This is a genomic window from Pseudoalteromonas sp. AWH4_217, assembly GCF_056161105.1.
Window position 1 is genome coordinate 1 of record NZ_JBSWYM010000045.1, and the last position, 7163, is coordinate 7163.

The window sequence follows — 7163 nt, forward strand, 5'->3', positions numbered from 1 at the left end:
ACACCCACCCTAAACTGGCGTGCGGAATGTACGCCGTCTACCTTTAGGTATTACTCATGGATTGAGGATGATAGATTATGCCAATGGCAAGAATGAAAGTTACATGGACACCCACCCTAAACTGGCGTGCGGAATGTACGCCGTCTACCTTTAGGTATTACTCATGGATCGGAGTTATGTAGTGGTCAACTAATCCCGGACAGTAAATAAAGTTTTTCTTCCGCAACTGCTGGCGCGAGCATTTCGTTGTTGCTGTGCGGCCTTTTCCAGTTGTAATAGTCCATTAAATAGTAACTAATATCTCTTTCAGCTTCTTTGAAGGATTCATAGCCAGCTACAGGAACCCACTCTGTTTTTAAACTTCTGAATAGCCTTTCCATTGGTGCATTGTCCCAGCAATTACCTCGGCGACTCATGCTTTGAGTCATACGATAGCGCCATAATTTTTGCCTGAACTTTGTGGCGACATACTGACTGCCCTGATCAGAATGGAACAACACGCCTGATGGTCGACCTCTTTGCTCATAGGCTCTGTCTAACGGAGTTACATGGACACCCACCCAAAATCGTAGGCATTTCAGTCTGGATTTTTTGGGTGGGTGATGTGATGGACGCTTCTAAATCGGCGTTAATGCGCCACTCTGAAGTTACAAGGACACCCACCCAAAATCGTAGGTATTTTAGTCTGGGTTTTTGGGTGGGTGATGAGGTGGACGCTTCTAAATCGGAGTTAATGCACCACCCTGATAGACAACGACGAGTTACATGGACACCCACCCAAAATCGTAGGCATTTCAGTCTGGATTTTTGGGTGGGTGATGTGGTGGACGCTTCTAAATCGGAAAAAGTTACAAGGACACCCACCCAAAATCGTAGGTATTTCAGTCTGGATTTTTTGGGTGGGTGATGAGGTGGACGCTTCTAAATCCAGTTGCATGGACACCCACCCAAAATTGTAGACAATCAGCCTGGATTGTTGGGTGGGTGATTAGATGGAGGCTTCTGAATCGAAAGTTACATGGACACCCCCCCTAAACTGGCGTGCGGAATGTACGCCGTCTACCTTTAGGTATTACTCATGGATTGAGGATGATAGATTATGCCAATGGCAAGGAAGAGGCAGGTCAGCTTATCGGATACCAAATACTACCACTGTATTTCCCGGTGTGTGCGGCGCGCATTTTTGTGTGGTGAAGACCGTTTAACGGGTAAGTCATATGAACATCGACGAGACTGGGTCGAGGAAAAATTACTGGCTCTGGCCAAGGTGTTTTGCATTTAGGTATGTGGCTATGCGGTGATGAGCAATCACACACATCTTGTGTTGTATGTGGATGATAAGAAAGCACAGAGGTTATCGGATAAAGCGATAGTGATTCGCTGGCATAAGTTGTTTAAAGGTAACTGGCTGACGCAAAAATTCGTTAATGGTTGGACAGCAACCTTTACAGAAGTAACAACAGCTACCGACCCTGATATGCAGGTTGCTTGGAGGGTTGGGTTTAATGGCAACCCTAACGAAATACATTACACTCGCAACATATCTGCATGGAAAGCAGCACCTTACACCAAAAGGCCGGGGGATGAGGCGCAAAGCGCTACCTTGGGTAGTTTGATAGCTCATGAGTTTGGTCATACTAAAAGTGGGTTGGCAGCGATAGGAATTCGAAGTAATACGTATAAACGCAGCATCGACGAACCGAGAGCTTCGGCACTGTTCGAAAATGCGTACCGCGCAAAATACAATATGCCGATTAAGAGAACATATGCAGTGGAAAAAAGACGTATTGAATTTTAGGGAGAAGCGTTAGATGAAGATTTTAACTTTATTTGCATTTTGCTTGCTAACCTTTGGGTGCAGCGCCAACAATGAAGGTGACTTTCAGTGCTCGACGAACCATAAAGAGGCTATCGCTGGCTTAGAAGAGCTTGTGGCGAGCACAAAGCGCAAGGTTATTTATGTAGATCCCTCACCAGAAGTAGAGTTTTATACGCACAAAGATTCCTATGGTGGAGTGCTACTTACTTTTGATGTAAACGACAAAGGTTGGTCGGAAAATTTGGTTATTGTGAGTGAATGCCCTCGAAGAGTGTTTACCAAGTTGAGCAAGGAAATCTTGAAGAAGTACAAGTTTCAAAAGGCAAGGGTTGGAACCAGTTATTCGGCAGCGGTAATCATTACTTTTGAGTAATCTAATCAAGCGCCCCATGGAGTTACAAGGACACCCACCCAAAATCGTAGGCATTTCAGTCTGGGTTTTTGGGTGGGTGATGAGGTGGACGCTCCTGAATCAGCGTTAACAGAAGTTGAGCGAAGTTACAAGGAGAGCGAAGTTACAAGGACACCCACCCTAAACTGGCGTGCGGAATGTACGCCGTCTACCTTTAGGTATTACTCATGGATTGAGGATGATACAAAGTTACAAGGACACCCACCCTAAACTGGCGTGCGGAATGTACGCCGTCTACCTTTAGGTATTACTCATGGATTGAGGATGATACAAAGTTACAAGGACACCCACCCTAAACTGGCGTGCGGAATGTACGCCGTCTACCTTTAGGTATTACTCATGGATTGAGGATGATAGATTATGCCAATGGCAAGGAAGAGGCAGGTCAGCTTATCGGATACCAAATACTACCACTGTATTTCCCGGTGTGTGCGGCGCGCATTTTTGTGTGGTGAAGACCGTTTAACGGGTAAATCTTATGAGCATCGACGAGACTGGGTCGAGGAAAAATTACTGGCTCTGGCCAAGGTGTTTTGCATTGAGGTATGTGGCTATGCGGTGATGAGCAATCATACACATCTTGTTTTGTATGTAGATGATAAGAAAGCACAAAGGTTATCGGATAAAGCGATAGTGATTCGCTGGCATAAGTTGTTTAAAGGTAACTGGCTGACGCAAAAATTCGTTAATGGTGATGAGCTGAGCGAGTCAGAGCGCAGTATGCTGGATGCAGATATTAGTGAATTCAGAATACGCCTTGCTAGTATCAGCTGGTTTATGCGGGTACTGAATGAAGACATAGCCCGCAGAGCCAATAAAGAAGATGGTTGTACAGGCCGGTTCTGGGAAGGAAGGTTCAAGTCACAAGCCTTGCTGGATGAAGCGGCACTGGCAGCATGCATGGCCTATGTTGACCTGAACCCAGTCAGGGCCCAAATGGCAGAGACTCCTGAAACTTCGGACTATACCAGTATCAAAAAACGCATTGAGTGGGCACGACAGGGCAAGCAACCTAAAAGCTTGCGACGCTTTGCAGGCAACCCCAGAGCGAACATGCCAAGTGGTCTCCCGTTTGAGCTGACCTATTATATTCAGCTGGTTGAATTAACAGGCCGGTGTATGCGGGCAGACAAACGAGGATATATCAGTGATAGCCAGCCGCTGCTGACCAGGTTGCAAATAGAGCCAGACAACTGGCTTAAACTTACCACCCGATTTACCAAAGTGTTTCATGGTGCAGTAGGGCGAAAACAGGCAATGACAGATTACTGTGAGCATCTGGAGAAAAAGCGACGAACTAACCTGATGCAGTGTGAGCGCCTACTGGGCTAGCATCTAATCTTTTTCAGTATTATTTCAATTTATCCCAACTTAGGCTTGGGTATGTTTTCGTATTGTCTGGCACCGATTTTTTCCACGATTACGAGCTTAAACTTACGAATTTAACCGCTCTGAGCATATAAAAAGCGCGATATTTAATAATCTTGCATTTCCAGGTTGAACCTGCCCACAATTGGGTTGTGAATTTATGGTTGGGTGTCTTTGAAAAAACTCGAAAAACGCATTGAGTGGGCACGACAGGGCAAGCAACCTAAAAGCTTGCGACGCTTTGCAGGCAACCCCAGAGCGAACATGCCAAGTGGTCTCCCGTTTGAGCTGACCTATTATATTCAGCTGGTTGAATTAACAGGCCGGTGTATGCGGGCAGACAAACGAGGATATATCAGTGATAGCCAGCCGCTGCTGACCAGGTTGCAAATAGAGCCAGACAACTGGCTTAAACTTACCACCCGATTTACCAAAGTGTTTCATGGTGCAGTAGGGCGAAAACAGGCAATGACAGATTACTGTGAGCATCTGGAGAAAAAGCGACGAACTAACCTGATGCAGTGTGAGCGCCTACTGGGCTAGCATCTAATCTTTTTCAGTATTATTTCAATTTATCCCAACTTAGGCTTGGGTATGTTTTCGTATTGTCTGGCACCGATTTTTTCCACGATTACGAGCTTAAACTTACGAATTTAACCGCTCTGAGCATATAAAAAGCGCGATATTTAATAATCTTGCATTTCCAGGTTGAACCTGCCCACAATTGGGTTGTGAATTTATGGTTGGGTGTCTTTGAAAAAACTCGTCTTTGAAAAAACTCGCCAAGTCATGGGGTAACCAATTTAACTGACGGAGGAGGTTTTTATAGTACGGCCTCACCGGATGCATATTATAAAGATTTTAGAGCTAAAAAAGATTAGGTAGGCGATATGGTTAATAGTATTTTTCCAATTTCTTGTGGCTTTTTTCTCGTTTTTATTTGTAGTTTACAGGCTAAAGGTGTGGGAATTAAAAGCGAGATTTTTATTGAAACTTTGGTTAACGGAGAGTATGTCACTTCTTATCTGTACTTTCCTCGTGAGTATGAAAGCTCTACAATCGAATCGGTAACTATGGCAGTTAACTCACATGATACTAGAGTTTCTCAATTGTCTCGAATTGAAGATGATAGTTGCGGATACTATTCGATAGTGACAACATGGTTTAAAAAAGGAAGTGAGGAAGATTTACATTTCTCATTTCGCTACCGTAATGTGAGTTCGAAAAGCAACATAAATACCCCTCCTTCATTTACAATGGCTTTTAAAGATGTAACTAAATACTCGGGAGATAACCCTAGATATAAAATGAATTGTAAGGAAATAAAAAGTTACATGGACACCCACCCAAAATTGTAGACAATCAGCCTGGATTGTTGGGTGGGTGATTAGATGGAGGCTTCTGAATCGGCGTTAATGCGCTACCCTGATACACACCGACCTGACGGGCCGTAATACAAGCACACAAGATAGTGACCGGGGGCAACTGGCAATCGTAGGTTTAGGGGAGAAAAATGGTGGCTATCTGACGCCTGGCTGGGGACCGCAAGGAGCACAAATAGTAAATCCCGGAGTGCTTTTCGACGCGTATGCGAATGCTGGCTTTGGGATAACCTCATGAATGCATGGTCATTGGAGTGAACAGCTTAACTTTTCAGCAATTGATTTTAGTTCGGTTTGGGAGAGGAGTTATCCGACATACATGGTCAACAGCAATCTTGAAGTAAGAAAGTTGACTCATAACCATTTACAAAGAGCTTATAGCGCGATGCTGCACAGGTATATTAGAGGGCTAGTGAGTTACCATAGCCACAAGGGTCTTGCTGGAGAAAAATTATGATTAGAGGGGGATTTCTATTCTTTTGCTTTATGGTTTTATCCTGCAAAAGCTTGGGAAGTGAAACAGAAAAATTCACGAATAAAAAGTATGAGAGTTTGAGGGAACACTTCGCACTTACAGGGAGGTGCACATCACTTTGGGAAAGCGAAATAAAAAAATGGCAGCACATTAACGGTGAAAATTTTGATTCAATTATATCCGTAAGGGAAGCAATTGCTAAAGATAACACTTCACTATTTTCGCTATTGGTTCGTGAAGTATGGAGCTACCAGAGGAAAGCTAAGAATGCTGAGAATATAGACAACTTTGGGAGGTGGCCTGTGTCAAGTGATGAGTTTAGACGGGCAACACCGATGCTTTTCATTACTAAATTTGACTCGATACCTGAAGACTGTATGGCAATCGTTTGGCTTGAGCCACAAATCTTGGGTTTGTTTAGTGTAGAGGGACAAGGGGGTGGTGCCAATATGATTGAACCCTACTCCGAGAAATGGGCTACCTATTGGATTTTTGTAAATTTAGAACAGTAATTTGCATAGAGAATTACAATCAGGGAGTTGCAAAGACACTCATTCAAAACCGGCGCTCAATGAGTGCTTTTTTCTGTGCAATCACACCAGCGCGGTGTGCAGTGAAAATCAGCGCTGGCATGCACAACTGACCAGCGGAGGGGACATTTACGGCCAGTCCCAACTGAGTGACTGTGCTGCCGACATTGATGGCTCGCGCTGGCAGATACTGCATAGTTCTACTTACTTGGTCTGCTTATCACGCTGTTTTTGTTTGCAGTCATGTTTGGAAGCGTAGAAGATACTTGATGCTGTGTAGTATTTTTGGCAACCATCCATTGCTATGATCTTCTGAGTGACCGCGTTTTATTGAATCACAACGATTCAGTTTGATTTTGGGTGGAGATACAGACAGACCTCAATCGTCAGCTCAGAGAAATGATTAGCTCGCCTTTTACCGCCGTGATGTCGAGTGTTGTTCCACTGCTCAATTGCATCTTTGGAGGCCTTCTGCGCAAACTGGTGCGAGTGGTGATCCTGTATTTATTCGTTATGTTGGAAACTAGCTTATGGCGTTTAGTAAAGTGTTGCTTTTTTTATTTCTTTTAATGTTGTTAACTATGGAGTCTAAGGCTGATGTAGCTACTCAAGATGATTTGTCAGTAGACTTTTTATCTCTAGTTAGAGCGGCAGAGGCAGGAGATTTTTATTCAGTTAAATATTTACTGGAAAATCGTAAAATAGATCCTAATGGTTATGCTTTCACAGCAGGGTCTATGCTGGCTCAAGTTGCGAACAACTATTTGCGTCCGATTCAAGTTGCTTCTCAAGAAGGTAATTATGAAATGGTTAAGCTGCTTTTAGAACGCGGAGCAAACCCCGATTGGTGTTGCTGTGAATGTACAACAGCGTTGCACTATGCTTTGGAAAATAAGCATGAAAAAATTGCAAATACATTAATTGAACATGGTGCAAATATAGAGTTACCTTTTTTTGGAAAAGATAAAGAGTACAGCTGTTTGGAATTAGCAAAAAAGCATGGTCTGGAATCGACAGTTACGCTTCTCATAAAAAGTAAACGAAGGTAAATCAAGGGCAATTAAGTTAGAACAAGTTGCAAAGACACTGTAACTCCACCCAACCTAGTACAGCTCATTAGTAGAATTATGCTGCCTCAAGGTAGCCAACTGGAGTCATGTCTTCCAGCGCATCGTGA

At 43.7% G+C, this 7163-nt stretch carries 6 protein-coding genes and 3 pseudogenes; 7 read left to right on the plus strand and 2 right to left on the minus strand.

The annotated features are described in order from the left end of the window. Positions 1-185: 185 nt before the first annotated feature. Positions 186-548: pseudogene (locus ACXAH1_RS24490) on the minus strand (integrase core domain-containing protein); the annotation flags it as partial. Between the two features lie 551 nt (positions 549-1099). On the opposite strand from ACXAH1_RS24490, the pseudogene ACXAH1_RS24495 reads away from it, so the two are divergent. The 6 genes and pseudogenes from ACXAH1_RS24495 to ACXAH1_RS24520 all read left to right on the plus strand — a co-directional run. Beyond that, a pseudogene (locus ACXAH1_RS24495) lies at positions 1100-1432 on the plus strand (transposase); the annotation flags it as partial. A 379-nt stretch (positions 1433-1811) separates the two neighbouring features. After that, the gene (locus ACXAH1_RS24500; RefSeq protein ID WP_475200317.1) at positions 1812-2192 is read left to right on the plus strand and encodes a hypothetical protein; all 381 of its coding nucleotides are present in this window, start codon (positions 1812-1814) and stop codon (positions 2190-2192) included. Between the two features lie 399 nt (positions 2193-2591). Beyond that, positions 2592-3563, plus strand: a complete 972-nt coding sequence (locus tag ACXAH1_RS24505) for a transposase (protein ID WP_475200318.1) — start codon at positions 2592-2594, stop codon at positions 3561-3563. A 219-nt stretch (positions 3564-3782) separates the two neighbouring features. Next, positions 3783-4142 (plus strand): annotated as a pseudogene (locus ACXAH1_RS24510) (transposase); the annotation flags it as partial. Positions 4143-4489: 347 nt separating this feature from the next. Next, entirely contained in the window at positions 4490-4957 is a 468-nt protein-coding gene (locus ACXAH1_RS24515; protein ID WP_475200319.1) for a hypothetical protein, read from the plus strand. Positions 4958-5434: 477 nt separating this feature from the next. Continuing rightward, a complete protein-coding gene (locus ACXAH1_RS24520; RefSeq protein ID WP_475200320.1) occupies positions 5435-5968 on the plus strand; it encodes a hypothetical protein in 534 nt (177 codons plus the stop codon). Between the two features lie 43 nt (positions 5969-6011). Here ACXAH1_RS24520 and ACXAH1_RS24525 read toward each other — a convergent pair whose 3' ends face one another. Further along, the gene (locus tag ACXAH1_RS24525) at positions 6012-6182 is read right to left on the minus strand and encodes a hypothetical protein (protein WP_475200321.1); all 171 of its coding nucleotides are present in this window, start codon (positions 6180-6182) and stop codon (positions 6012-6014) included. A 334-nt stretch (positions 6183-6516) separates the two neighbouring features. Here ACXAH1_RS24525 and ACXAH1_RS24530 point away from each other — a divergent pair, with 334 nt between their 5' ends. Then, positions 6517-7035: an ankyrin repeat domain-containing protein gene (locus tag ACXAH1_RS24530; RefSeq protein ID WP_475200322.1), complete on the plus strand. Its 519-nt coding sequence runs from the start codon at positions 6517-6519 to the stop codon at positions 7033-7035. The last annotated feature ends 128 nt before the right edge of the window (positions 7036-7163 follow it).